The following is a 25,708-nucleotide window of genomic DNA, read 5'->3' as shown; positions in this document are numbered from 1 at the left end:
TCTGTAGGCGACATTCATTTGCTTCACGTTGAAATTTGACAGATTGGCGTTCTATTTGGCTCATAACTCAGAAAAGGTTCTGTTGTGAAACATTATTTTTAACCATATTTGGTTGATAAGTCGTATTAAACACGGTATCTGTTAGCCAACGCTTAAAGTTAGGATTGTCGCTAAACTGCTTGAACAGCTCTGTGTGATCAGCCAGTAACTCAAGAATGACTCGGTTCAGCGCCTTGTCATGTTCAAGGCGTGCATTTTGTTTGTCGGAGTGCTGCAAGGCGTTTTGATAGGCTTTATCCTGAGAAACGCGTTGTGGAATTTCCTCGGTAATCACCTTTCGAATCTTGTCGCCATCCTTCCAATCGATGTTGCCGAATAGGTCGTTAAATGCCCTGATGATGTTGGACAACTTGTCGATTTCAGGATCTCCGCCACCGCCGCCGGCAGTGGTCGGTACCGGTTCCACACTTCCATCCACATCAGCCATTTCCATGCTCAGCGCGGCTTTGACTTCCGGACGATAACTGTCCATATCGATGGCATCGAGCACGCCTTTGGACAGGTCATCTTCTTTCGGCGCCGGCAGCTTCGGGAGCAGGAAATTCAGGAAGATCGCCAACTTTTCCCAGGCCGGATGGCCGTAGGTCAGAATCGCACCGAGAAAACCATAATTGCGCACGAAGGCCTTGGCTTTTCCTTTGAACTCGATCTGGCTGTCTTCATCCAGCTGGTTCACGTACGCCTCGACGCAAGCATCCAGAATCGGGTCCAGTTTGTCGCGATCGGCACCTTTGACGTACAACGCCACCAAGTCTTCCACCTGAGACCAGGCATACACCTGATGGCCGTCCAGATCGTTTTTCAGGTCGTGCAACTTGTTAGGATCGGTTTCGCCAACCTGCACCGTGGCACGGTAATATTCCTGAAACGCCGCCTTCACCGCCTCGGCATTGTCGGCAAAATCCAGTACGAAGGTATCGTATTTCTGCGGATGGGCACGATTCAGCCGTGACAAGGTCTGCGCGGCCAGCACTCCGGCCAGAGGCTTATCGACATACATCGTGTGCAGCAAGGGTTCGTCAAAACCGGTGACGAATTTGTTGGCGACAATCAAAATCCGATACGGATCCTGTTTCAATTTGGCCGGAATGTCCTTGCTGGGAAAATCGTTTAAATCCGCCTCGGTCTTTTTCTTGCCCCCGATCTCGTGCTCACCCGAGAACGCCACGATGGCCTTATACGGGCTTTTGATTTCCCGCAGGTAATCGCTGATCTCGCGGTGATAATCGATGGCCCGTGCGATGCCGTTGCAGACCACCATCGCTCGCGCCTGCCCGCCGATCTTGCGTTTGCCGATCACTTGCGCGGTGAAATGGTCGATCATGATTTCGGCCTTGCGGCGAATGGCCTTGTCATGCGATTCGACGTAATGGCGGATTTTCTTTAGCGCCTTGACCTTGTCAAAATCCGGGTCGTCTTCCACGGTCTTGGCGACGCGGTAAAAACTGTCCACCGGCGTATAATTCTTGATGACATCCAGGATGAAGCCTTCCTGAATCGCCTGCTTGGTGGTGTAGGTTAATTCCGGCGGCGAGCGGAAATGCACCTCGTCGCCTTCCTGGTAGCGCTCGCCGAACAACTCCAGGGTTTTGTTTTTCGGCGTTGCGGTAAAAGCAAAGTAACTGGCGTTGGCCAGCATCTTGCGCGACTCGATCAGTTTGTTGACCGCGTCCTCGACCGACTCTTCGTCGTCCTCGTCGTCGCCGGGCGCGGCGGACAAGGCGATGTGCATCTTGGCGGTGGTTTTGCCGCCCTGGCTGGAATGGGCCTCGTCGATCAGCAACGCAAAACGTCGTGAACCCAGGTCGTCCAGCTCATCCAAGATAAACGGAAATTTTTGCACCGTGGTGACGATGATTTTTTTGCCCTTGCGCAGAAAGCCGCGCAGCTCCTCGGCGCTATCGGAATGGCCAAAGATCGAGGCGACATGGTCATAGCCCTTGATGGTCTTGGCAATCTGCGTATCCAACGCGCGCCGGTCGGTGATCACGATCACCGAATCGAACTGGTTGCTGTTGGCCGCGTCGGCTTGCTTCAACTCCACCAATTGATGCGCCAACCAAGCGATGGTATTACTCTTGCCGCTGCCGGCCGAATGCTGGATTAGATAGCGCTTTCCCATGCCTTCGGTACCGCAACGACGTAGCAAGGCCCGCACCGTGCGCAGTTGATGGAAACGCGGAAACACCTGTTTGCGCTTTTTCTTGCCGCGCTCGTCTTCCTCTTCAACAATCTGGGCAAAATTTTCGATGAGATTGGCCAGCGATTCCTTGGTCACCACCTGCTTCCACAGATAATCGGTTTTCAGCCCGTCCGGATTGGGCGGATTGCCGGCGCCGCTGTTCCAGCCCTGGTTAAAGGGCAAAAACCAAGAGGTTTTGCCGGTCAGATGCGTGCAAAAAGCCACCTCGCTATCGTCCACCGCAAAATGCACGATGCAGCGGCCCATTTGAAACAGCAATTCGCGCGGGTCGCGGTCGGTCTGATATTGAGTGATGGCGTCGGCCACCGTCTGCTTGGTCAGCGAGTTCTTCAGTTCAAAGGTCGCCACCGGCAGGCCATTGATGAAAATCGCCAAATCCAGCGAGCGCGCGGTTTCATCGTTGCTGTAGCGCAGTTGACGGGTCACGCTGAAAATATTCTTGGCGAAATTCTCCGCCGAACTGGCATTGCCCGGTGTCGGCAGGAATTTATACAAATCGACATGCACAGGGCCGTGGCTGACGCCCTTGCGCAGTACATCCACCACGCCGCGCTTGGCAATCTCGCCCTGGATACGGTGCAGAAACTGGGTGCGTTTGATACCGTCCTGTGCCAACTCCAGGGTTTCGACGATCTTGGGCTGGGTAGCTTGCAGAAAGGCTAACAATTTGACGACATCCAGCGCCACATCGCGGTTGTAATCGCTCGGCTGACCTGGCTGATAGCCGCCAACGCTGTAATAGCCCATTCTCGATTGGACCGCGTTATCCGCTGCAGCGGCCGGGCTCTGCTGACCAGTGAGACGTTTAATAATCCTGGCTTCCAGGCCTTTTTCGCTGGTGTCAGTCGGCGCCATCGGACTCATCCTCTTCAATGTTTTCGTTGTCATCTTCGGCCAACGCCGCTAAATCCTCGTCAGCCACCTCGTCATCCGGGCCGGGCACCCAATTGCGAACATCGATTTGACCGGTGACGACGTCGGCAATCAGGCGGTCACGATATTCGCGAACCAAATCGATTTCCTTCATTGCTTCATCTATGGCTTGGTCTACTTGGACTAGATCGCTATCCAGAGTTTTACAGATTGAAACTTGCTCTTCGTATGGTGGTAATGGCACCGAAAACGAACCGAGCATACTCCTGCTGACTCGATCTCGTGTACTGCCTCGAACTAAAGATCCGACCCATTTAAGAAAGGGTGAACTGGACAAGATATGGACTATGAACTGGGGTACTACATGATCCGCGGTCTTCAAAATACAAACATCTACAGATGTAATCATTTGACAGCCAAGATCAGGCGCAATACAAGCTCGAGCAACGGGATCTCCTAAACGGCATATGAGAACATCACCGGGATCAATACCAGTACATTTTAAATCCCTAAAAGATTGTTCAGAGATATAGCGGAAACCTTGATCTTTGAAACGTCCAACTTTAATGTTGCCCGTCTGAATCAATCTGATACCTTTATCGGTTATGTACGGTATTTCGATCCAATCACCATCCACAAAGGATCTTGCTGCCCCAGAAGATAAATTCTTAATCCTAGTAGCCGTCCAATGTGTAGGAATCTCACATAGCCAAGGTATTCCTGATGGTTGGAGACTTGAGTCAAGCTCTTGACTCCTTGTAACCGCTTGGGTGATCAAAAGCTGCCGACTCTCGTTCAATAGACTTATTAACTCGCGCTTAGCCTTTATGAAGCGGGCAATATGAGCATCTTGCACTCGCAGATAAGCGACGATCTGATCCTGTTCAGGCCTTGTTGGCTGGATCAACGGAATATCGAGAAACTGGTTTGGGTATAGTCGTAATCGTGATGCACGGATTCCTGTCGAGCGGCAATTGTACTCAGACACGTAGGCGCGAGTGCGTAGCAAATAATCGAGGTAAGCTGGGTTGAACGAATCCGCACAATGAGGTCTGTAGACGCCATAAGCCGGACTAACCAATCCGGTGTGGCGAGCGGCTCCTAACGCTGCCATCCATGCCCACAACGTATTAACCACAATATCGCTGGGACGGCAAAGCTTATGTCCGACATAACTTTCCGCCTTGAACATCGTGACGTTTTTCTGGCTGCGAGGCGTAACACCTGTCAAATGTGATACTGACAGAAGCTCCTCAGAGCCATTATGCGAGCGTTCATCGATTTCGCGAAAAAATACTTTGGTACGTTGCTCAACCCAATGCGCAGGTACTTCGGGAAGCCAAGGCATTTTTGGTTTTCGATATTCTGGGTAGCGCGCAGCATCCATTACTTGTATGTCCTTGTTTGAAGGTTTGAATGATGAGATTTCCAGCATTTTCTCGGCAAGTTTATTTCTTGCCCTGCCCGACCAGAAAGCCGACCAATCCCGAAGCGATGGCGCTGACGATACCGGCCGCCCATTTTTTGTCTTCCGGCATCCCAATCGAGAAGGTATAAACGCAGCCGATAAAGACAACGCCAACAATCAGCAGCGCAAACCAAAACAACGCGAAGGTCATCTTGCGTTTCATGTCAGCGTCGGCCATTTCCTGCGCGCGCCGGGCGGCGGCATCTTCCGGCGTTTCGTTATTCACCGATAATTCGTAGCGGTGATCCCGGCCAACAATCTGGCTTAAGTTGATCGGCGAATTGCCGCCATTTTCCTGAGTGGACTCGCTCATGAAAATTTAGATGCCGACAATTTCAGTCAGCAGTTTCTTGTTCTGGTCGAGAATGCCTAAGCGTTTCTTTTCTGTTTTGGCTTCGGCAACCACGTCATACAGGGCAATCGCTTTACGGAGTATTTCCGCCTTGGTGGTGTGATTGGACGAGGCAAGTTGTTCTAGTCGTTCGTTGAGCTCGGGCGATAAGTTCAAACTGAGACGGACTGATTCTTTGTCGGTTGCCATACGGTTCTCCTGCGGCTAAAAAACGTCATTTATGCGTAAATAATACACCTTTTAAGCACCAAGGCAATACTTCATCACCCTGCCTGATGATCCCAGCCACCGAGTAGTTAAAGCCGTTCATGCCGCCCCGACGATTTTATGGAGCAAGCCTTCGGTTTGCCGTTCCAGGGACAGAATGTCGGCGCGGATTTCCTCCAGCGTCCTGAGCGGCGCGGGGCGGTAGAAATAACGGGCAAACGAGATTTCATAGCCGATTTTGGTGGCGTCCATCGCAATCCAGGCATCGGGGGCATGCGGCAAGACTTCACGCGCGAAAAAGGCTTCGATACCGCCGGGCTCGGTCAGCGGCACTTGTTCGGTATCGCGCAAATCGCTATCGGCTTCGTATTCGAGCATGTAGCGGTCTTTGCCGTCTTGCTCCAGATAAGCGCCGTCGTAACCGGGTTCGAAGAATTCGTTGGCCTTGAGTTTGGTGCGTTTGGCGATCACCGGCGGCGCAGTTTCATCACGCCAGCTCACAGCTTTGTAGATGATCTTTTTGTCAGAAGCGCTGGGTTTCTTGTCGAGCTGTTTCATGGCCGCATCGAAACGAGCGCGGAACTGGTTGTGATCGTCAAAGATGTCTTCGCCGAGTTCCTGCTGCGCTAAACGGGCCAGTTCGACCAGGGCTTTGTCACGCAGCCAGGTGGCAGGATCAAGCAGTTTTTTCCGGCGCTTTTCCGGCACGGCTTTTTTGGCGGGTTTGCTGTCTTCGTCATCGCCATCGTCCGCATCGTCGTCGCTATCGTCGCCTTTCAGCCAAGCTTCAATCTCGGGTCGCAATTTGGCAAACTGATCGTAGAGTGCCTCACCCCAGCGACCGTACATTTCGCTACGTAAGGTTTCATCGCCGGAGGCAAAGCGAAGGGTTTCAATCGCACTGCGTTTGAGCTGGCTCTTCAGGCGTAACGGCCGTTCGACGGTGATTTTCCAGTAGCCGAAATCGGCGTTATCAAACCACTTGGATTCTGGCGTTGCTTTTGCCGCTTCATCATCGTTTGGCGACAGTTGTAGGTAATGCTCCAGAATGCAAGCAATGTCAGCCTCACCGAGCGCGCAGTTTTTCTTGCCCAGGTTACGGCGCAAGGGCTGGAACCACTGGCTGGCGTCGATCAGTTGCACTTTGCCCTCGCGGTGTTCGGCCTTGCGGTTGGTCAGCACCCAAATGTAGGTAGCGATGCCGGTGTTGTAAAAGATATTCAGCGGCAAGGCGATGATGGCTTCCAACCAGTCGTTTTCGATGGCCCAGCGGCGGATGTTGCTTTCACCCTGACCGGCGTCACCGGTGAATAGCGCCGAACCGTTATGTACCAAGGCGATGCGACTACCCAGCGGGGTGTTGTGCTTCATCTTCTGCAGCTTGTTGACCAGGAACATTAGCTGGCCGTCGCTGGAACGGGTAATCAGTTTGTATTCCGGGTCGCTGTCGTGGGTGACCATGAAGCGCGGGTCGCTAAAGCCAGTTTTGCCACCCATGCGTTCCAGGTCGGTTTTCCAGCTTTTGCCATACGGCGGATTGGACAACATGAAATCGAATTCACGCGCAGGGAACTGGTCGGCCGACAAGGTAGATTTATCGGCGCCGCCGACGATGTTCTCGGCTTCTTCGCCCTCGCCCTTTAGCAGTAAATCGGCTTTGCAGATAGCATAGGTTTCTGGGTTGATTTCCTGCCCGAATAAATGAATCGACACTTCCTTGCCATGGCTAGCAGCCAGTTCCAGCAGAGTTTCCTCGGCCACGGTCAGCATGCCGCCGATACCGCAAGCGCCGTCATACAAGGTATAGGTGCCGGATTCGATTCGGTCGGCGATCGGCACGAACAACAACTTGGCCATCAGTTTGACCACATCGCGCGGCGTCCAGTGTTCGCCGGCTTCTTCGTTGTTGTCTTCGTTAAAGCGGCGGATCAATTCCTCAAACGCCGTGCCCATACCATGATTGTCGAGTCCCGGGAGTTTGATGCGGCCATCGCCATCCAGCACTGGTTGCGGCGACAGATTGACGTCGGGATTGAGAAAATCTTCGATCAGATAACCCAGGACATTGGCATCGACCAAGGTCTGAATCTGGTCGCGGAATTTGAATTTGGCCAGGATTTCTTGAACATTGTGGGAAAAGCCGTCGAGATAATCGATGAAGTTATCGCGCAATCTTTGGCCTTGACTGCTGGCCGCTAGGCGCGACAGGGTAAATTCCGAAGTGTTGTAAAAAGCCTGACCAGCCGCCATGCGCAACGCACCTTCCTGATCGACCACGCAGTGCTGATCAAGAAATTTTTTGCGTTCCAATACGGCATCTTTGGTGGATTCCAGCACCGCATCAAGACGACGCAGCACGGTAAAAGGCAGAATCACATCGCGGTATTTGCCGCGCACGTACACATCGCGCAGACGGTCATCGGCGATGTTCCAGATGAAGTCTGCAATCCATTTGAGTTGGCTTTGATCCATATAATTGTTGTTCCGAGGTGTTTACCTGATCAGTCGTTCAGTTCAGGTTGATTCAATTCCGACGCTCCCATCCAGTAGCACAGCAACGGTGCAGGCAAGCGCATGATTTGGGTGACGGTTTCGCCGGTCTGCGGCAAGCCGGTCATCAAACCGAAGTCGTCAAGCGATTTAGTAACGACATAACCGCGGGCGATTTTTTTTTGCTCGCACAGATCGAGCAATCCTTTTAATTCCCGCGCACCGGTGTGCTGAGCGCGGTATTTGACTTCGAAAGGGATAAATTGCCCGCCGATTTCGGCAACCAAGTCAACCTCGCGCTCTTGTTTGCCCCGCCAGTAGGTGAAGCGTACATTTTGGGCATAAAAACGCGCGAACAGATGTTTGAACACCGCCGTTTCCGTAGCCACACCCAGTGCGGCAGGATCGTCAATGATACTTTTGCCCTTGAGCAATACGGCGGGCGCGATCGCGGCATCGGCCAAGTAAATTTTGAAACGCCCTTTGAGGACATCCTTGCCGTAACCGAATGGCGGTAGCCGATAGATCAGATGGCAGGCCTCCAGTAATTCAATGAAATGCTGGGCGGTGGGACGTTTGACCTCCAGGTTGCTGGACAGATCGGTGATATTCAGCAAACCGCCGTCATGCATGCACAGGTAAAGGAAGGTATGCTCAAGATCAAGGATCCGACGCACCCCAAACAGCGCAGTCATATCGCGTTTGAGCGCCTTATCGATAATGTCTTCACGCAGCAGGCGCTGGGCCTGGGTGATGCTTTCTACTTGCGCGGTTTGCGGGAAACCGCCGCGAATCAGATACTCGTGGAAATGACCGACATAGGGTGCGGCGATTTCTTGCGCCCGGTAAAACTGCGGTGGCGTCCAGTCGAACAGCTCTGTCAGACTTTTTAACGGCGGCAATGGCGGCAGTTGGACTTTTTTGATTTGCAGGTATTCGTAAAACGATAGCGTGGTCAGCCGGATGGTATGCCAGCGGCCGACGCCGGACTCCTGATCCGCTTCAACCAAAGGCATGGCCGAACCGGTAAAGACAATGCGGCGCTGTTTGTTGAAATCGATCTGATGTTTAACCCAAGTGCCCCAATCTCGGATAAACTGAGCTTCGTCGAGAAACAAATACTCAGGACCATCAACACGCGGCTCACGCTCACGCCAGGCTTCCAACACCGCTTCAATGCCGGCGAGCTTGAGTACGGGATGATCGAAGGTCGCGTAGAGAATATTGGCGGCAACGATGCCTTGTTTCAGCAGTGCATCGATCTGCTGCTGCAGCAATGTCGTTTTACCGACTTGGCGTGCCCCGGACAACAGTATTGCGCGATGTACGGGCGGATTAGTCACCCAACGGTTTAACTGCCGCCAAGCCGCACGCTGCCATCCCGGTAAATCGGCAATGGGTTCGCCGCGCCACCAGGGATTGAATTGGGCCAATACCGCAATCAGCTCTTCTTTTGATACCTTCATCTACAAATTTTAGCAATTTTTTATTATTATTGCTATGTATAGATGACAATAAAATAATAATTGGCTCTTCCGTCTTTCCCGTGGTAGCCACAATATCATCTAGTGTTTCGCAAACAACGTGCGAGACACTTGGACATCCATCCAGATGTGCTGGAACAATCGCCCCAGATTATAAATCCCATAACAGCGACGCTTGATGACTTTGATCTTGTTGTTCAGCCCTTCCACGAAACCGCTAGTTTGTCGCCGTAAAAATAGTTGGTGATTTTATCGCGCCAGTTGCTCAAGGTGATAACAAACGGGTCAAAACTCACTAATCCCAATGCTTTGACCTGCGCAAGCCATTGATCAAACTGCTTCTCGGCCTGCGCCTTGTCGAGTTTCATGTGCAGAATTACTTAACTGCTGCCAAACCCCTCCCGCCGCTCTCATTTTTTACATAAGCATCGTTTCTAAAAACCACCAGCTTTTCCAGTTCATCCAAAGGAATATTTAGCTCTTTCGATATTGTCGACTTGGTAATTTTTTTACTCCACAACTCCTTAAAAACCATCTCCCATAACGTCGACGAAATAGTCCCTACCGAATTGGGCTCTGTGTTTTTAAACCGCAGATTGATTTCGATACAAAAGTTCCTATATTGCCAATCGCTCAAAATACCCAATTTATTAAGCCGGTAACACAGCGACGCTAAAGACACCTTCCATCTAACCTTTTTCTCGATCAAATACTCGATTGTCGGATTCCTTATGATCTCAGACCTAACATCGCCTTCAGGCATTAAAAAACACGATGCAAAAGTGTCCGCTTCCCGCTCAATTGCTTTCCCATGATCTAACCTGCCGCCAACATGCATGACAAGATGCCCAAGCTCATGAGCCGCATCAAATCGGCTGCGTTCAACCGTTTTAAAAGAATTTAGAAAAATATAAGGCGTTTTATTGCGCCAAAAGGAAAATGCATCCACTGTCTTAATATCTTCCTTAAGGGACAGCATCCTTGCGCCTTTCGATTCCAACAACTTGATAATATCGTTGATCGGACTTTGGCCTAGGCCCCAATATTCTCGCAACGCCAATGCTGCACTTTCTGGCGTGTAATCAGCACTTAAATCCGGAATATCCAATTCTGGTAGATTGAAACGATTCGCTACCCAATCTGCGAACATAACGCCAAACTCGCCGCTTGCCAAAGATGCGTCTCGGTCCTTGATGGTCAGTGTCGATAACTTTCTAAAGCTAACGCCTTCGCAGTTTATCCCTTCGATATCGTCCCCGAAAAAGAATTGCATCGGAAAATTCAATGCACTCGATAACTTTTTAATCGTTTCTTCTTCCGGCTGGTTTTCGCCGGCCTCGAGTCTGGTCAACGTTAAGGGCGTTACGCCAATAATCTCTGCTAGCGACTTTTTCGTGTGCTTTCTGCGTTTTCTCGCTAAAGAAAGCCGCTGCGGGTTAAACATCTTTTCTAACCCTTAAAGCTAATTTTAACATCGTCGTCATAAGTAGATTCGGAATCGCTCGATCCTTTCGTTGGGCTTGGGCCGTTCATGTCGTGCTTTTCTAAAATGAAAATTCGCTCCTTAAATTGTGAAAACTCGCCGTTCTCCAGTATTTGAGTCGGCTTAGACAACTCGGCATTCACAACGCCGTCTTTTTCGCTCACGCAAATCACCCAAACATTGGGGTTGGTCGATTCGCGTCCGAATAAATCAACCTGATTGGAACTGATGGCTTTACTCTTGGCCGAGCCTCCGCGCTTGGTGAGCGGCTGCGGATCGTGGGATGAATTACAGGCGTAATCCACATTTTGATAAATAACCCTTAACTTCTTGTCAGAGTTTTCGATATATTCGATGCCGTTCTCGACCAACTTTGTCCACGTTGCCCCGTCAACAAATAGATCGCGCATAGAACGCACGCCTTCATGGTAAGCAAAAGTACCGGCGGCGTTGACCGGGTGGTTCGAAACAGCATTCCGCTTTTGGGAAATTGCCCTGATAGCAACTTCGGCCAATAGCTCCTTTTTTAAATCAAACAACGCTAAACGGTTCTTTACCTCGTGCTCGACTTTCAAGATTTTTAGCATTTAAATAATCCTATGTTGATTTTTCAAGCCTAAATTGTGGCAGGAAAAATCAACATGTCAAGTAAAAAGGATGCGCGAGGCACTCGCCGCATCGGTCGCGATTTAGGTCCCAATGTTGTTCAAGATAGTTATCGCAAAAATCATGCTGCATTCCTCAAGTTTTCTCGCGTCGCCAAGTCGGGGTTGAGGGCGACGGCGCCAATCGGATTACAGGTACGGGAAAGTGATCCTGTCTGCCCCATTTTTTCGAATGCCCCCTAACCTAACCCTTTAGCACAGGGGCAAGCTAGAAAATATCGTGGTCAATTGATGCTAATTCTTGAAATGATTTCATCAAAAAAACTGTCCAAAATAATTTTTTAACTATTTAAAAATCAATGCGTTACAATGGAGTTTGCACAAAATAATTTTATACTAAGCCTTTGATTTTGCGGGAATTAACACCAGACTGTTAATCACCGATGAGCTAACATGCGTTCTAAGTAAATTGTAATGACCGTTGCAAGGCGATCGCTGATCAATATCCCAAGCCTGAGCCCTCCCCTGGCATGCCGGCTATCGTACTATCCACAAAATTTCTGGATAAGTCTGGGAGCCTACCAGCGCTACCCATGGCAAACAGCGGAGTTGAATTAGATTGACCAAAAATTGGCCAGACTTTCTTGAACAACACATGCTGCCGCCGGAGACTGTCGACGAGGCCATCGAACGTTTAATGTCTATACTTGACGATGAGCAGAAAACTACCGTCGCGGCGATGCGCGAGGAAGATCTGATCGATTTGCACTTCGGTCTTGGTATGGTGATCCGGAACGCTTTTCGGTTGCATGCTCCGGAAAGCAAATTGCGGGTTTCCTCTGTGTTACGCATCCAGATGATGCTTCAGAAGTGATTATTCAAGAAGAATGGAAAAAGATTCGTGAGTGATTTAAATAAGATACCGTTTGGATTAAGAGTATCTGACGACGAGCTTGTTGATGTCTATGATGTCCCTAATGGAAAGCAATGCGGCTGTGTATGCCCATCGTGCCATACGCCTTTAGAAGCTAGGCAAGGCGATAGAAATGTTTGGCATTTTGGGCATGCCAGCAAAAAGGTCTACAAGGAAACCAAAAACGAATGTGAGTATTCTTTTTATTTGTCGCTGCGTATGATGGCACGGCAGCTAATCGGTAATCAATTAACTCTCCACTTGCCAGAACTGATAGGAAAAATAGAGTATTACGAAGGTATACTTAGGTATAGGCAGAACAAGGAATTTATCGTTACAAAAGAGAGAAATATAACGATCGAAGCCCTTAAAGTGGAAGACACATTCTCTGGTGTGGCCGTTGATCTTATCGGATCCATAGAATCGTTCAAGTTCGTAATTTATTTCACCCACCCCGGTAGGGTTGTACCAGATGCTCTATTTAGCCCTGAAGATACAAAATGCGGGATAATTGAAATCTCTCTGGATTCGTTATTGTGTAAATTCAAAGCCGCCAAATCAGAGAGCAAGACCTATCATGGAATACTGGCTGATTTTCTGACTCATGACAAGGGTTCAAAAAGGTGGATATTTCATCCACGATTTGAGCAATGTGCATTTTCCATGCTTGAAAGCTTGGAGAAAGGGGCTGTGAATCTTACATACAATATTATTCCTCTTAACCCTACCAATCATTCAAAGTATTCAATTCCAAAGCCATCTACACCAGAAAGCCAGAAATTAGCCAAATTTTATGATTTCGGAACAGAAAAGCCGTTAAACAGCTTGGTTAATTTTGTATGTGTAATGTGTGATTCTCATTGGGAAGGTTATAAAGCAGGAGGAAATATCTGCCCTAAATGCAATTCTCACCTCTATAGTAAGCAAATTGGAGAATCCCTGTCTTATTAATTGTACAGCTCGCGTTTGAAAACGGCCCAACTTGCATTTATCGCTGATTTTGGCTCGAATTAACCAACTGAAAATTCCGCTGAGCTCGAATTAATTACAACTGAGCTTGCGTTTATTCCTTCGGGCTCGCATTTACCATTCTCTGGCTCATTTTAACTGCAAATATAAGCTGGTTACATTCACTCGAAATTGGCGATCATCCACTTCGTAATGAAGGGGGCAAAACTGACCCGTAGCAGGCCTAGATGCTTTTGAGAGGTGAGTCAGCAACTGGGGGCTAAACAGTCCGTCAGGCTATTTATTATTGCTGCGTTATTGCAAGATCCGACCCTATTGCGGTAAAAAACTTAGAAACAGAACATGAATACAAATCAGGATCTTTCTGCTATCAGAGACGAAGTATTCCAGAAAATTGGCAGGAATTTGGTCAATTTTCAGAAAATAGAGCTCTTGTTGAAACATTTGATAGCGAATGGACAGGTTTCTGGTTACATAAACGAATTCCCAAAAAGTCAGAAAAAGAAAGTCGCTGATACAAGAAAGAAGACCCTGGGCACACTCGTTGGCGAATTCGTCGAAACTGCATTTCAATCGCCCAATTCATCACCTGAACCAACTGCTGAACGCATAGAACCGTATATTTCTTTTTCCTTTTCAGTCGAGGCTGACGGTGATTTTTATGAAAGTAAAAAGCGGGAGCTAAAGGCATTGGTCGATGACAGGAATGACTTGATTCATCATTTATTGCCACGCTTCAATCCAGAATCTCTTAATAGTTGTTTGGAAATCAGAGATTACTTAGATCAGCAAAGAGAACGATTAATACCTGAGTACGAGTATTTGAAGTCGATCATTGAAAGCTTCGAAGAAATAAAAAAAGAATACACGGCTTTTCTTTCCTCTGCTGAAGGTAAAAAGGCGTTTGAACTCGGTTTTCTGCAACAAAGTTCTATTGTTCAATTGTTATTAAACGTAGCCGTTCAAAAACCAAGACCTGATGGTTGGACATTTTTGAGCGTGGCTATTCAACAAATTAGGCAAATATTGCCTGGTGAAATGGAGCAACTAGAAAATAGATGGGGGTATCAAACTTTGCCTGACTTAATGGAGGCATCGGAGTACTTTGACATCATCAAAGAAGAACTCAACAATGGTGGTTATCGTTGGGCCTATCGCTCAAAACCGGCACTTGCTTATGCCGCCAGTTACCGGCTTATTCAGGCAATCACTGATACAGCGAATAAAACCGGTAAAACCGATGACTGGACATCGTTAGTCGCAACGGCCAAGCAAATTGACGCGTCCTATTCTAACGAATTATCTGAAGTCACTGAAAAGCTAGGCTACCAATCATTGTATAATTTCATGGTCGAATCTGACCTTTTTGAGTGGCGGACAGGTAAAGGGGATGGGGTTCATAACATTTGTTACCGGCTAAAACAAAGTTAATCTGGCATATTCTAAACATCTAAATCAATCAACAGCCATGTAGGCCGGGATAAGCGGGAGCGTTTCCGGAAGACTTTAAATTGCCAGAAACGCCTATCGGTTTATTTTGGTCTTGAATTTTGGCTAAACAGAAAGGCAGAGATGTATTTTATGGCTGTCAGCCAAAGCCGCAATGTTCAGCAACAAATAGAAAACTTATTGGCATCACATTGAGAGCCTTCCAATTATGGCGAAAAACATACACTTTGAACTTCAAAAAACGAGACTTTGCGCTGCGCTTATACAAACCTGGATTTTAGGCGATATTTCGCTCTTTGAAGAATTAAAATCTGCCCTCTCAAAAGAGCTTGGAAATGGATGGTCATTAATGTCTGCCCTGCAATTTATGTCCGGAAAAGCTGCAAAAGCCGCTTTAGACCAAAGCAATCCAGAGGATCAGGTGCTCTTACTGATAACCCACCAAGTTGCAAAAGAGGTATGCAGTAAGTACGGATTGAGTAATGTCGATGCCCTCACCGAGGCAGATCAAGCGGAATTTAGGGCTTTGGTGATGTCCGTAAAAAATCGGCAATAGCTTGGTGTGGTTGGAAACTGCTCAGCAACGATGGAATTATTCAGGAATTACCGCAACGAAGGCCTCACAAAGATCATTGCAAAATGCTGAGAAAAAGCTAATAAAGGGGATTTGTATTGCCACTTAGAGCCAGACTGAACAACGAAGATATTTTCGCTTTCAATTACGATGAGGATGGTTGGTCCGAACTGAAAAAACAGCCTGTTTTTATGCAGTGCTGTGACACCAAGGCCGTTTTAAAGAAAAGCAAATTAGGCACTTTGTTTTTCGCTCATCATGGAAAAGGCGATTGTTCATCTGAAGGTGAATCCGCCGAGCACATCTACCTCAAGAGCCTCATCGCAAAGACCGCCGCACGCCTTGGCTGGAATGTTGTCACGGAAAAAGAAGGTGAAACCCCGGATGGAGAAACGTGGGTGGCCGATGTGTATTGCACAAAAGGCAGCGCCAAATGTAAGCGTCCAACCCTACCACATAGCGAGGTTGATGGGGGCGTGATTTAATGTGATTTGCCGAAAGGCAGTAGTTCGTCGATACGGCTGTTAGGCCAGGTAGGCAGTTTTTCGAGGGTGTCTTTTAGCCAGGCCGAAGGATCGAGGCCGTTGAGCTTGGCCGTGCCGAGCAAGGTTTGAATCACAGCCGCGCGCTTTCCGGCGCGTTCCGAGCCGGCAAAGAGCCAGTTCTTTTTACCCAAAGCGATAGGTCGGATGCTGTTTTCAATCGGGTTGTTGTCGATTGGCAGATCGCCGGTTTCAGCATAGCGTGTGAGAGCGATCCAGCGTTTCAAGCTGTAGTCGATGGCTTTAGCGGTCGCGGTATTGGGCGCGGCGTGGGTTCGGGTGCGTTGCAGCCAGTCGTGCAGGCCGGCCAGTGCCGGCCGGCTTTTCTCGGCACGCAGGCGTTGGCGTTCCGCTGAACTCAGGCTTTGGCCTTCGGCTTCAATCGCATACAGCACCGCGATGCGCTGTAAGGCTTCTTGCGCAATCGGGCTCTGGCTGGCCTGGAACAGGTCGAAGAATTTCCGCCGCGCATGCGCCCAACACGCCAGTTCGATACATGGCTCAAGCCGAAGTCGAGTTTCGGGATGGGCGCGGGCGGCCGCAAACAAGGCTTTATAGCCGGCGTAGTCGTCGACCACGAGATGGCCTTGCCAATCGCCTAGAAACTGCCCGGCATGCCGGCCGCTGCGACCGGCTTGATAGTCGAAGACGATGATCTTGGGCCCCGGTTGTAGGTCATTGCTGCGGTAGGCCCACAGGTAGGCTTTCTTGGTTTTGCCGTTGCCGGGATCCAGTTGCGGCACCGGCGTTTCATCGGCATGAAGACTCGGCCGTTGTTGAAGATGCCAGGCCAGGCGATCCGCCAAAGGTTCCAAGGCGACGCCGAGACGTCCGACCCAGTCGGCCAGGGTGGAACGGGACAAGATCACGCCGTCGCGGGCGGCGATCTGCTCCAAGCGGTAGAGCGGCAGATGGTCCTGGAATTTGCTGATCATCACCCAGCTCAACAAGCCGACCGCCGCCAGACCGCCATCGATCACCGCCGGCGGAATCGACGCCGCCGTCACGGTCTCGCAGCTCCGGCAGGCATATTGCGGGCGGATATGGCGATGGACGAAGAACTTCGCCGGCTCGACATCCAGTTGCTCGGTCACATCTTCGCCGATCTTGACCAACTCCCGGCCGCAGTGCCCGCAGGTGCAGGATTCGGGTTCGTGGCGGTGTTCGATGCGCGGCAAGTGAGACGGTAACGGTTGCCGGCCGGCGCGCAGGCGTTTGGGGCGGACCACCGTGGTACAAGGACTGGCATCTTGCAGTTGCTCGACTTCCGCGTCGATGGCCGAAATATCCGTGTTCCAGGTTTCCTCGAACACATCCCGCTGCAGCGGGGCCAAGGCTTCGCTCTTGGTGCTGAAACGGATGCGCTTGTAATACGCCAACTCGTGGGTCAGCGCGGCGATTTTGACGTCTTTGCTCTGAATGGCTTTGGCATCCCGCTCAGCCTGCTCGATCAGCGCTTGAATCAATGCGGCTACTTCGGTTTTTGCCGAAGGCTCCAGGTTCAACTGATCGAGTTTGGCGAGGGGATTCATGGCCGTTATTATACTGCATAAACCCACTGAACGCCTTGATTTTACTAGGTTTCAATACCGTACCTTACACCCGCCATTCTGTTGACGGTTGTGCCGATAGCCGTTGCCAATCGACACCAGCCACAAGCCACTGCCACTGGGCCTGACTGAGCGCAAAGACCGGGTCAGAGGCTTTGGGCCAAACAAAACTGCCTCGATGCAACCGCCGCTGGCACAGCCAAACCCCATTGCCGTCCCACAGCAACAGGCGCAAGCGGTTGCCGGCACGGTTGCGGAAGATGAAGGCCGATCCGCAGCCAGGCGGGTGCCCCAGGCTTTGCTGGACGATTGCGGTTAAGCCATCCAGGCCGCGCCGCATATCGACCGGCGCCACCGCCAGCCAGATCTGTGCCGGACTCGCAATCAAGCCAGGCATCGCAACAACTCAGCCACCCAGCGCGCTGATACGGTAGCGGACAACTCCAGGCGGTGACCTTGGGCATGCGTGAAGACAATCGCGGCAGGCGCAGACGGTTGAACATGCACTGGTATTAAGGCTGCCGACTCTGGCTGGGGCAATTTGCGATAGTCGCTCAAACGCGCCGTGAAGGTACGGACATTGAGTTGCCGCTCGGCGCAATACGCGGCTTGTGATAGCCCGCTACGTTGCCACGCTTCAATATGCTGACGCCATTTCGCTGTGATAGCCATGCCAAAACTCCTGACAAAAAAAGGACAGGATGCAACAGACGAAAATTATTTTATAGGCGGTACGGTTGAACGCTTACCGCCAAATTAGCCTTTGAGGTTCAATGGACTCACCAGACGAATGATGAGTTCTTGCGGCGGCAAAAGAAATATTTGGCATCGGGCGTCAGAGCCGCATGGCTTTTCAAACTAAAGTCCAACAAGTATTACATTGACGAGGATCTCCCTCATGGGTTCGACATCCCGGTCTTTGGTATGAAAGCAAAATCTAAAGGCGTTGAAAGTCTTTATTTTCCACAGTTTAATGAACCGGTCGATTCGTTCATCGAAGGCATGCTCCAAGGAAAATTAACTTGGAGCCCCAAAACTGGGCAATCGCTCATCGCGCAAGTGATTCCTCATTATGAGCGATGCTGGAACTGCAGAAAGGTAACAGGAGTCGTTCTTGGTGTTTCCATCAAGGATAAAAATGGCAATGAACTAAGTTTCAATCGGTTCACTAATGATGGTATTCCGCAGTTTTTGCTGAGTCACGGGGTTTCACAGCATCTTTCGAGACACAAAATCGGCCGGATAGAGAAACGGTATAGCAAAACCCAAAACACAAGCTATCTATCAAACGGTTGCTTTTATTGTAATGCACTGATGGGCAATTTCTTTATCGATAATGCGGTTCGTAATTATTTTGATGGTTTTCGAGAGCCTATATGTGAATTTGTATTTCCATATGGACAAGAAGGTTTAAGAGTGAAGAGTGATTGGTATTTTAATGGCCGACAAGCGGATCATTATTTCTAAATGACACGTTAAATGCCTAAACTTTAGCGCTAGTGCGACAAGCTTCGCTTGTCGCACTAACACAAAGCCTAAAGAGGACAGTCGTCCGTAATCTGACTGGAACCAGACTTTCAAAAGTTTGAAATTTCTATTCACTGAATGTCTCAAATTGGCCGAACCCTGCCATCTCTTTCAACCAAACTCAGGATTGCCATCAGGCTGAGCATCAACACGCTTTAGCCAAGGCATGCAGCATTACTAAGCGAAATTCCAACCAGATTTTGCACAAAGCCGAAAAATCAATATGATATAAACGTGCTCGTCCAAAATTTATTGATCTTAAGTTTTTGATATCATGTAATGATTCTCCTTCATACCTGATCCACTTCAATGGCGGGAGATTCCTTGGCCTTTACTCGGTTGAGGTGTAATGATAATGAACCTTGATGCCCAATTCTTCCCCAAAATAATCGCATAAGTTATTGTTTTTATTAGGTCGCTTTTATCTATTTTTGAGCGTATTTTTCGGATTAAAATTGTTATAAGTTATTGTTTCTATGAATAAAATTAAGGTTCTTTTTGTCTGCATGGGCAACATCTGCCGCTCGCCGACTGCGGAAGGCGTGTTCACCAAATTGGTGAATGACCGCAAGCTGGCGCCGCATTTCCAGATCGACTCGGCCGGCACCCATGCCTATCACGTCGGCAATGCGCCGGACCTGCGCGCGGAAAAGGCGGCCGGCGAACGCGGCGTCGACATTTCGCATTTGCGCGCCCGCAAGGTCGTGCTCGGGGATTTCGAAGATTTCGATTACATATTGGCGATGGACGACGAAAATTACGCGATCCTGTTTTCGGCTTGCCCGGCTTCACATCGGCATAAAATCAACTATTTCCTCGACTATGCGCCGCATCTCGGTAAACGCGAAGTGCCGGACCCTTATTACGGCGGCGCCTACGGTTTCGAGCGGGTGCTGGACATGGTCGAAGAAGCTTCCGAAGGCTTTTTGAACGCTTTGCTCGAAACGGGCAAAATCAAAGCAATGGCTAAATCCTAGGAGAACGTGATGGCGATCATCTCAAATACTGTCAACTACGTGGACGGCGATACCGTACTGGAAGCCTTTTTCGCCTACGACGACGCGATCGTAGGCCGCCGGCCGGCCGTGCTGATTAATCACACCTGGGGCGGGCGCGACGACTTTGTCGCAAACAAGGCGATCAAGCTAGCGGAACTCGGCTATGTCGGCTTTGCGCTCGACATGTACGGCAAAGGCGTGCTGGGCTCCGGCCCCGAGGAAAACGCCAAATTGATGCAGCCGTTCATCGACGACCGCGCGCTGCTGCAAAGAAGAATCGGCGCGGCGCTGGCCACGGTCAAACTGCTGCCCTGGGTCGATGACAAAAAATGCGCCGCGATCGGCTTCTGCTTCGGCGGCCTGTGCGTGCTCGATCTGGCCCGCACCGGCGTGGACATCAAGGGCGTGGTCAGTTTCCACGGTATCCTGGCCGCGCCCGGCAATACCGAAGGCAAGCCGATCAAGGCGAAAGTGCTGGCCCTGCACGGCCACGACGACCCGCTGGGGCCGCCGGAACAAGTGCTCGCCTTCGCGCAGGAAATGACGAAGGCCGGCGCGGACTGGCAGGTGCACGTCTACGGCAACACGATGCACGCGTTCACGAATCCGATCGCGAATAATCCGGACGTCGGCAATGTCTATCAGGCCGATGCGGATCGACGTTCGTGGATTGCGATGAAGAATTTCTTGGAGGAAATTTTGGGTTAATCCGAAGAGGTTGATGATCTGCTCCGACCGCCGCGCGACTGTCCCGTTTAACGCCAGCGGGAAAAATCGATTGGCAAGCATGCCAACCACTGCAATCAGTTACCACCGAATGCCTAAAATTACTGCGAAATAGCTCACAATTTTATCTAAAACATTTTCGTAACTCATTATGCCAGCCCACCACAAAATCAATAATTTTTTGTTTTATTTCATAATGTTATAAACACAAAACCGCAAAAAAGAAGCACAGCACATCTAAATTAATCATCGTGATGTTCTTAATTAGCACGCCCCCTCGAGACAATTTAACTCCTTTTTAAGATCCTATCCCTTACAATCCAGTCATCAGCCAACAAGGTTACTGGCTGAAAAACGTCATAGAATTACAATAACTTAGAATAATCTTAATCGATTGGAGAAAACCATGCTGTCTCAACATAAGATGAGTTTGCTAGCCACCGTCATTTTAGCTTCTTCCGCTGTCGGCACAGCTTCTGCTGCCGACCTCGCCGCCAACGCCACAGTTACCGCGTCCGTGGCACCCGCGGTGACAGTACCGGCCGTCCCCCTTGTCCCTAACCTGATCGAAAATGTAAACGGCGCAGTAAATACCCTTGTTCCTACCGTAGCGAACAATGCCAACAACGCCATCAATACTCTCGTACCTACCGTTGTCAACGGGGCCAACGGACAAGTGGCTGGCGTTTTTGCCGTTACTGAAGACGTCACCCTCTCTGCGGGCGGCACGGTTCACAATGTTCTGGCTACCGTTAACGGCGCACTGATCAATCCAGTCGGCACTGTTGGCGTCGTCGCAGGCAACATTCCACTGCTTGGCAGCAATGTTCTCGGCCTAGTCGGTGGCGTTCAGGGGGTCGTTGGACAGACCGGCCTTATCGGCAAACTTTCGACTCTGACTGCAAACATTCTTGGTAATACACTCGGCACTGTAGCTGGAAGCCAAGGCCTGGTAGGGAACCTTCTCGGCAATACCCTCGGCACTGTGACTGGCAGCCAAGGCCTGGTAGGCAACCTTCTCGGCAACACGCTCGGCACTGTGGCTGGCAGCCAAGGCCTGGTAGGAAACCTTCTCGGCAACACACTCGGCACTGTGGCTGGCAGCCAAGGCCTGGTAGGCAACCTGCTCGGCAATACGCTTGGCCCTGTTGTCGGCGGTCAAGGTCTGGCAGGAAACCTGCTTGGCAATACGCTTGGCGCGGTTGCCAGCGTACCTGGCTCGCTCCAGTAAATACTGTTGCCAATCAATCTGCTTTTGGCGCAGCGCAAGGCTTCTTGTGCTGCGCCTCTCAGGCCCGACCGGGTCAAATGCTGCCATACCCGCCTGGATCAGGCCTCCTCCCCCGAGCTCGCAAGAGTTCAAATCCATTCATTCTTCCCTTTACCCTGGAACTCGTGGTTGCACAAACCGTCGAGCTTGCCGGATCGATTGAGGATTAAGCCAAACCCTACATGACTCCGTATTTTAGCTCCTCTCTTTTACCCTCATCTTTGAGCCGCCCCTTCGCTGATTTTTGACGATCTTAGCGAATACATTCTAACCTTTGCATTTATTCCATTCAAAGCTACATTTACCTCAGCGAACATCAAAACCTTCATTTCAATCCAGCTTCAAAATATGCCTAACCCAAGCACCGCTTTTCCGCTCAAAGTTGAAAAAACCGACTACAGAATTTTGTTGATAGATCTCGAAAATTGCCCCAATCAGATTCGGCAATTGATGAATAATTTGGAGCAATATGCACAGATTGTGGTCTGTTATGCGCAAAGCGGAACCAAAATTCCGTTGGACTGGATCATTCCGCTGACAACCGTCGTCAATCAAAACCGCTTGAAAATCGTCAAAATGCCGAATGGCGGCAAGAATGCGGCAGATTTTGGCATTGCCTTCTGGGCCGGGCTTTTGATGGCGCAAACGAATAACGATGCGCATTTCGATATCGTGTCGGACGATGCCGATCTGGATCATGTCGTCAGTTTACTGAATGATCAGCAACGCAGTGCGAAAAGAATCCGCACCCAAAAGCAAAACGATGCAGCCCCCATCGCCAAGAATCCGCCGACCTCTGCACAGGAATACTGCATACATCTGGATACGCATCAAAAGAACCGCCCGGTTAAAAAAGAAACCTTACTTAACCACATCAAAAGCAAATTCAACGGCGCGGGAATCGATGCGGAAAAACTATTCGAAGAACTGAGCCGGCAAGGCGCCATCAAGCTCGTCGACAATAAAATCAGCTATAACCAGAAGAAAATCATCGAGCTGGCGAAACAGCCCGCTTGAATGAACCGCCTTTTTGTTTTGGGACGCTTCACAGCCGACCCGGCTTTGGATTATTATTTAGCCAGATTATTAACAATACAGGCCAGCGCATTGAAATCTCTGATTAAAATTAATAGGCCGACTATGTTTTCACGGCTGGCGCTGGCGGCGGCCATCGCCCTCTTGGCCGGCTGTTCGAGCGCGCCGAAAATGACGCCCGTACAGCCGCAGCCCATGCGAACCAACCTGCCTCCGGTCACCCATTATGCGTTGAGCCTGGTCGGCGCGCCTTACCGCTACGGCTCGGCATCGCGGGAGGAGGGCTTCGATTGCAGCGGCTTCGTGCGGCACGTCTATCAGCGCCAGGGCATCCTGTTGCCGCGCACGGCGTGGGAAATGGCCGGCGCCCTGCCCCGCGCAGATGACTTGCGCTCGGGCGATCTGGTGTTTTTCAACACCGGCGGGGGCGCGTTTTCGCATGTCGGCCTGTTCGTCAACGGCGACCGCTTCGTGCACGCCTCCAGCAGCCGGACCGGCAAGGTGATGGTTTCGAGCCTGAACAATCCCTACTGGCGCAAGCATTTTGTCGGCGTGCGCAGGCCGCTTGCCGGTTTGCATTGAAAGCCCCATTCAACACAGTTCGAACAGGCCAGCGCCCGGAACGCGAAAGCGTCAATTAAACGGACAGGGTATCCATCAGATCGATCATAAATTCCATTTCTTCGTCATCGACCTTTTCCCAAGACGTGAACCCCAGGCTTTCCAGAACGCCGGCGCCTTTCTCGTCGCTCGCCATTCCGGTCAGACATTGTTGAAACTGCTCGCGCTTGTCGAGCAATCCGGGGCCGATCATCAATGAATGATGAATCACGCTGATCTGGCTGCGCACCAATATTTTGAGCTGCTTTTTGATCATCTCGGAGAGATCGTCGTAGGCTTCGGCCAGGAAGATGCCGACATCCGCATCACCGCGCAGCAAATGCTTGGCGACCTGCACATAGGTGTCGCACGACAGGCTTTGCATGTTTTTCGCATCCAGATCACCCGGTTCGAGCATGATCATGCCCATCATTTTGACATCCGGATCATCGGTAAACGCCAGTTTGACGCCCGGCGTCAATTCCGCCACATCATCGACCGGATTGGCCGCGCCGACCGCGATGATCGCCTCGTCGGACACGCCGACCGGCTTGACCAGCGGCAGAAAACCTTTTTCCCTGACCAGCATCGCCGCATCATACGGGTTGGCATAAATCAGGTTGACCTTGTTTTGCGCGATCGCCTCGCGTTGCGCAGTGAAATCATTGTACATTTCCAGGTGAATCGGCTCGCCGGTCTGCTTCTGTAGCCAGGTATTGAAGATATACCAGCCGGACAAATGATCAGGCGTAAAATCGGGACTAACGGTAAACAGAAAGGACATGAAGTTTCCTGATCAAAATAATGTCGGATAGAGCTTGCGGCATTCTTCCACCTTCGTGCGGGAAGGTTTCCGGCGCACCGAGGTATAACCGACGACCACGCCTTTGCGGATATTCGGAATCACGGTCGCCTTGACCCAATAATAGCCGCCGTCCTTGCGCAGGTTTTTGACGAAACCCTGCCATTTTTCGCCCCTTTTGACCGTATCCCACAAGTCCTTGAAGGCGGCGGACGGCATGTCGGGGTGCCGCAATATCGAATGCGGCGCCCCGATCAATTCCGCTTCGGTATAGCCGGACATTTCGATAAAAGACTGATTCACATGCGTGATGACGCCGTTCGGATCGGTCGTCGAAACGATCAGCTTGCCGTCCGGATAAGGGGTTTCGATCTCGGTATATAAGACTTTACGTTGCATGCCGCCGAACAAATTCAGCGCGGCCTCCTTAAATTCGCCGACAATATCTTCCGGCTTCATATCATTGATCATGTTGTTTCCCAACCACGACTTTTATTTGAAAAATTGGCGATAGCAAGCGCCAGACTTCCGCACCCTTTACGCGCCGCGCGGCAGCCGACTTTGCATCAAGCTCCTCATATTCCATAGTAACTATATGGTTATAGGCTGATTGATACGGCAAGTATAGCAGCCGATAAAAATTTAGCTGCCGCCGCACAAATTTTTTCAAGCCGCCCCTGCGACCTGAAAAGCCCCACGGCCGTCTTGACATTGGCGCCGAACTCGGCTAACTTCGACGCCATGATGCAAGACGGAGTCCGGAACATTATGAAACCTCTATATGGCGCTATTTTTGTTATGTCATTGGCGATCAGCACGCCCCTCCGCGCCGATGAGACCGAAGATGATAACTATTATCCGTCGCCCGCAATGAATCAATACGACACTGCGCCCTACGACACCTCACCTGCAACAAATCAATCGGCTACCCCTTACTACACGCCGCCCGCAACAAATCGATCAGTAGCCCCCGACTACGCGCCGCCCGCGGCGAATCAAAACGCTGCGCCCTACTACACGCCGCCCGCGACAAATCAGTTCTACGGCCCCTACTACGCGCCGACCCAACGCTATTTACCGCCTCCGCCGCCCAATTACGTGCCGCGTCCTTTCAAGGCAGACCCGGCTTTTACGCTGCTGGACATCCTGATTTACCGTCCGGTCGGTCTGGCCGCGACCATCGCCGGCGCGGGACTGGTCGTGGGCCTGTCGCCATTAATCGGACTGGCGTCCATACCCAGGCCGCATGATGCGTTTCCGCAAGCGTTTGACATTCTGGTCAACGCTCCGGCCGAGTATACTTTTATCAGACCGTTGGGCGAGAGGTCGCTCCCTTTCCCTTATCTGCCCCATTACTGACACTCGGCACAGAGTTTTTCCGACAACGCCGCCGACCGGGTTTTGGAAATCCGGCCGCAGGTTTATTGAAGCCGTGAAGCTGACTTGAAAGGATGGGGCTGTAAACCTCGTCCCGTTTCCCGCGTCATTTGCCAACCGATTCTAAGTCACCCCGGCTCCTTTTCCCGAA

The 25,708-nt window shown here is 50.6% G+C and carries 25 protein-coding genes and 1 pseudogene; 12 read left to right on the top strand and 14 right to left on the bottom strand.

Going from position 1 to position 25,708, the window contains the following annotated elements; translation table 11 throughout:
• Positions 1-67 precede the first annotated feature (67 nt).
• From METLA_RS0117275 to METLA_RS0117235, 9 genes and pseudogenes are all read right to left on the bottom strand, one after another.
• A complete protein-coding gene (locus tag METLA_RS0117275) occupies positions 68-3,118 on the bottom strand; it encodes a type I restriction endonuclease subunit R (protein WP_024299733.1) in 3,051 nt (1,016 codons plus the stop codon).
• On the bottom strand, positions 3,105-4,571 hold the full coding sequence (locus METLA_RS0117270) for a restriction endonuclease subunit S (protein WP_245598821.1): 1,467 nt from the start codon (positions 4,569-4,571) through the stop codon (positions 3,105-3,107). The genes METLA_RS0117275 and METLA_RS0117270 overlap by 14 nt, the downstream gene beginning before the upstream one ends.
• 13 nt (positions 4,572-4,584) lie before the next feature.
• Complete coding sequence (locus tag METLA_RS0117265; RefSeq protein ID WP_024299731.1) at positions 4,585-4,917, bottom strand: hypothetical protein; 333 nt, start codon at positions 4,915-4,917, stop codon at positions 4,585-4,587.
• 6 nt (positions 4,918-4,923) lie between these two features.
• Positions 4,924-5,145: a ribbon-helix-helix protein, CopG family gene (locus tag METLA_RS0117260; RefSeq protein ID WP_024299730.1), complete on the bottom strand. Its 222-nt coding sequence runs from the start codon at positions 5,143-5,145 to the stop codon at positions 4,924-4,926.
• A 117-nt stretch (positions 5,146-5,262) separates the two neighbouring features.
• The gene (locus METLA_RS0117255) at positions 5,263-7,635 is read right to left on the bottom strand and encodes a type I restriction-modification system subunit M (protein ID WP_024299729.1); all 2,373 of its coding nucleotides are present in this window, start codon (positions 7,633-7,635) and stop codon (positions 5,263-5,265) included.
• Between the two features lie 29 nt (positions 7,636-7,664).
• The gene (locus METLA_RS0117250) at positions 7,665-9,119 is read right to left on the bottom strand and encodes an ATP-binding protein (RefSeq protein WP_024299728.1); all 1,455 of its coding nucleotides are present in this window, start codon (positions 9,117-9,119) and stop codon (positions 7,665-7,667) included.
• Positions 9,120-9,218: 99 nt separating this feature from the next.
• Positions 9,219-9,505, bottom strand: a pseudogene (locus METLA_RS23600) (transposase).
• Between the two features lie 8 nt (positions 9,506-9,513).
• The gene (locus tag METLA_RS0117240) at positions 9,514-10,581 is read right to left on the bottom strand and encodes a helix-turn-helix domain-containing protein (RefSeq protein WP_024299727.1); all 1,068 of its coding nucleotides are present in this window, start codon (positions 10,579-10,581) and stop codon (positions 9,514-9,516) included.
• 5 nt (positions 10,582-10,586) lie between these two features.
• A complete protein-coding gene (locus METLA_RS0117235; RefSeq protein ID WP_024299726.1) occupies positions 10,587-11,207 on the bottom strand; it encodes a hypothetical protein in 621 nt (206 codons plus the stop codon).
• Between the two features lie 637 nt (positions 11,208-11,844).
• Here METLA_RS0117235 and METLA_RS0117230 point away from each other — a divergent pair.
• The 5 genes from METLA_RS0117230 (at position 11,845) to METLA_RS0117210 (ending at position 15,615) form a co-directional block, all read left to right on the top strand.
• Positions 11,845-12,099, top strand: a complete 255-nt coding sequence (locus METLA_RS0117230) for a DUF6794 domain-containing protein (RefSeq protein ID WP_245598820.1) — start codon at positions 11,845-11,847, stop codon at positions 12,097-12,099.
• A gap of 27 nt (positions 12,100-12,126) precedes the next feature.
• Complete coding sequence (locus tag METLA_RS21545) at positions 12,127-13,089, top strand: putative zinc ribbon protein (protein ID WP_024299724.1); 963 nt, start codon at positions 12,127-12,129, stop codon at positions 13,087-13,089.
• A gap of 360 nt (positions 13,090-13,449) precedes the next feature.
• Positions 13,450-14,538 (top strand): OST-HTH/LOTUS domain-containing protein, encoded by a 1,089-nt coding sequence (locus METLA_RS0117220; RefSeq protein WP_024299723.1) that lies wholly within the window; start codon positions 13,450-13,452, stop codon positions 14,536-14,538.
• Between the two features lie 226 nt (positions 14,539-14,764).
• Complete coding sequence (locus tag METLA_RS0117215; RefSeq protein WP_024299722.1) at positions 14,765-15,112, top strand: hypothetical protein; 348 nt, start codon at positions 14,765-14,767, stop codon at positions 15,110-15,112.
• 116 nt (positions 15,113-15,228) lie between these two features.
• Positions 15,229-15,615: a competence protein CoiA family protein gene (locus METLA_RS0117210; RefSeq protein ID WP_024299721.1), complete on the top strand. Its 387-nt coding sequence runs from the start codon at positions 15,229-15,231 to the stop codon at positions 15,613-15,615.
• Here METLA_RS0117210 and tnpC read toward each other — a convergent pair.
• From tnpC to tnpA, 3 genes are all read right to left on the bottom strand, one after another.
• Positions 15,612-17,204 (bottom strand): IS66 family transposase, encoded by a 1,593-nt coding sequence (tnpC, locus tag METLA_RS0117205; RefSeq protein ID WP_024297764.1) that lies wholly within the window; start codon positions 17,202-17,204, stop codon positions 15,612-15,614. The two genes, METLA_RS0117210 and tnpC, sit on opposite strands and share 4 nt — an antisense overlap.
• A 64-nt stretch (positions 17,205-17,268) precedes the next feature.
• Positions 17,269-17,619, bottom strand: coding sequence for an IS66 family insertion sequence element accessory protein TnpB (gene tnpB / locus METLA_RS0117200; protein ID WP_024296659.1), 351 nt, complete (start codon positions 17,617-17,619; stop codon positions 17,269-17,271).
• Positions 17,607-17,894 (bottom strand): IS66 family insertion sequence element accessory protein TnpA, encoded by a 288-nt coding sequence (tnpA, locus tag METLA_RS22180; protein WP_024297133.1) that lies wholly within the window; start codon positions 17,892-17,894, stop codon positions 17,607-17,609. Before tnpA ends, tnpB begins: the two co-directional genes overlap by 13 nt.
• A 252-nt stretch (positions 17,895-18,146) precedes the next feature.
• Between tnpA and METLA_RS0117195 the strand changes: the two genes are divergently transcribed.
• From METLA_RS0117195 to METLA_RS0117170, 6 genes are all read left to right on the top strand, one after another.
• Positions 18,147-18,689 (top strand): hypothetical protein, encoded by a 543-nt coding sequence (locus METLA_RS0117195; protein ID WP_152539482.1) that lies wholly within the window; start codon positions 18,147-18,149, stop codon positions 18,687-18,689.
• A 536-nt stretch (positions 18,690-19,225) separates the two neighbouring features.
• Complete coding sequence (locus tag METLA_RS22740) at positions 19,226-19,726, top strand: low molecular weight protein-tyrosine-phosphatase (RefSeq protein WP_024299719.1); 501 nt, start codon at positions 19,226-19,228, stop codon at positions 19,724-19,726.
• Positions 19,727-19,735: 9 nt separating this feature from the next.
• Entirely contained in the window at positions 19,736-20,455 is a 720-nt protein-coding gene (locus tag METLA_RS22735; RefSeq protein ID WP_024299718.1) for a dienelactone hydrolase family protein, read from the top strand.
• Positions 20,456-20,879: 424 nt separating this feature from the next.
• The gene (locus METLA_RS0117180) at positions 20,880-21,704 is read left to right on the top strand and encodes a hypothetical protein (protein WP_024299717.1); all 825 of its coding nucleotides are present in this window, start codon (positions 20,880-20,882) and stop codon (positions 21,702-21,704) included.
• Positions 21,705-22,091: 387 nt separating this feature from the next.
• Positions 22,092-22,760 (top strand): PIN domain-containing protein, encoded by a 669-nt coding sequence (locus METLA_RS0117175; RefSeq protein WP_024299716.1) that lies wholly within the window; start codon positions 22,092-22,094, stop codon positions 22,758-22,760.
• Between the two features lie 123 nt (positions 22,761-22,883).
• Positions 22,884-23,360, top strand: a complete 477-nt coding sequence (locus METLA_RS0117170) for a C40 family peptidase (protein WP_036282517.1) — start codon at positions 22,884-22,886, stop codon at positions 23,358-23,360.
• Positions 23,361-23,415: 55 nt separating this feature from the next.
• Here METLA_RS0117170 and METLA_RS0117165 read toward each other — a convergent pair whose 3' ends face one another.
• Entirely contained in the window at positions 23,416-24,162 is a 747-nt protein-coding gene (locus METLA_RS0117165; protein ID WP_024299714.1) for a phosphate/phosphite/phosphonate ABC transporter substrate-binding protein, read from the bottom strand.
• A 12-nt stretch (positions 24,163-24,174) separates the two neighbouring features.
• A complete protein-coding gene (locus tag METLA_RS0117160; protein WP_024299713.1) occupies positions 24,175-24,651 on the bottom strand; it encodes a PAS domain-containing protein in 477 nt (158 codons plus the stop codon).
• A 297-nt stretch (positions 24,652-24,948) separates the two neighbouring features.
• On the opposite strand from METLA_RS0117160, the gene METLA_RS21540 reads away from it, so the two are divergent.
• Positions 24,949-25,539 (top strand): hypothetical protein, encoded by a 591-nt coding sequence (locus METLA_RS21540; RefSeq protein WP_152539481.1) that lies wholly within the window; start codon positions 24,949-24,951, stop codon positions 25,537-25,539.
• The last annotated feature ends 169 nt before the right edge of the window (positions 25,540-25,708 follow it).

It is taken from the genome of Methylomicrobium lacus LW14, from assembly GCF_000527095.1.
GTDB lineage: Bacteria > Pseudomonadota > Gammaproteobacteria > Methylococcales > Methylomonadaceae > Methylomicrobium > Methylomicrobium lacus.
This window is presented reverse-complemented; position numbering and strand designations above follow the sequence as displayed.